The organism is Methylobacterium sp. WL103 (genome assembly GCF_008039885.1).
GTDB classification, from domain to species: Bacteria; Pseudomonadota; Alphaproteobacteria; order Rhizobiales; family Beijerinckiaceae; genus Methylobacterium; species Methylobacterium cerastii.
This window is the reverse complement of sequence record NZ_VRUX01001035.1, coordinates 1-898: the sequence shown is the minus strand read 5'-3', so window position 1 is coordinate 898 and position 898 is coordinate 1. Positions and strand designations below refer to the sequence as shown.

At 73.7% G+C, this 898-nt stretch carries 1 protein-coding gene; it reads left to right on the top strand.

Features of this window, described 5'->3' with window-relative positions:
• Positions 1 to 272 precede the first annotated feature (272 nt).
• Positions 273 to 898 (top strand): FAD-binding protein (locus FV222_RS27585; protein WP_147816315.1); only part of this gene is annotated, 626 nt, incomplete at its 3' end.

The following is an 898-nucleotide window of genomic DNA, read 5'->3' as shown; positions in this document are numbered from 1 at the left end:
CCGCTTCGCCATCTCGATCCGGCGCTGGCGCTCGGCGTCGCCGTGCCCCTCGGGGCCGGGCTCTACGCGGCCCTGGTGTGGCTTTTCGACATCGCCGGCCTGCGCAGCCAGGTCGAGGGCCGGTTCCGCCCGGCGCATCCTGCGGCGGCCGATCCTGTGGCGGCAGAGTAGAGCGGTTCCACTTTGCAACGCGGCCGCGATCCCGCATGATCGGGGCTACAAGGGTGCCGCGCAAAGGCATCCGGTAAAGACACGCGACCGGGCAGGAAACGATGCCATTCTACGAGCCCCGCGACGAGGGCGAGGCGGCCGAGATCGTCGGCGCGGCCGCCGGCCGCTCCGAGCGCCTGCGCCTCGTGGGCGGGGACACCATGGCCGGGATCGGCCGGCCGGCGCAGGACGAGGCGACGCTCTCGGCGCGGGCGCTCTCCGGCGTCACCCTCTACGAGCCCGCCGAGATGGTGATCTCGGCCCGTGCCGGCACACCGCTCGCGGAGGTGCAGGCGATGCTCGCCGCCCGCGGCCAGATGCTGCCGTTCGAGCCGATGGACGCCCGCGCCCTGATGGGCAGCGCTGGCGAGCCGACGTTCGGCGCGGTGGCGGCGGCCAACAATTCCGGGCCGCGCCGCATCAACGCCGGTGCCGCCCGCGACAGCCTGATCGGCGTGCGCTTCGTCAACGGTCGCGGCCAGGCGATCAAGTCCGGCGGGCGGGTGATGAAGAACGTCACCGGCCTCGACCTCGTGAAGCTGATGGCCGGCTCCTGGGGCACCCTCGGGCTCCTCACCGAGGTCACCTTCAAGGTGCTGCCGGTGCAGGAGCGCGTGGCGACGCTGGTCTTCCGCGGGCTCGACGACGCCCGCGCGGTGGCTGCGCTCGCCGCCGCCCTCGGCTCGCC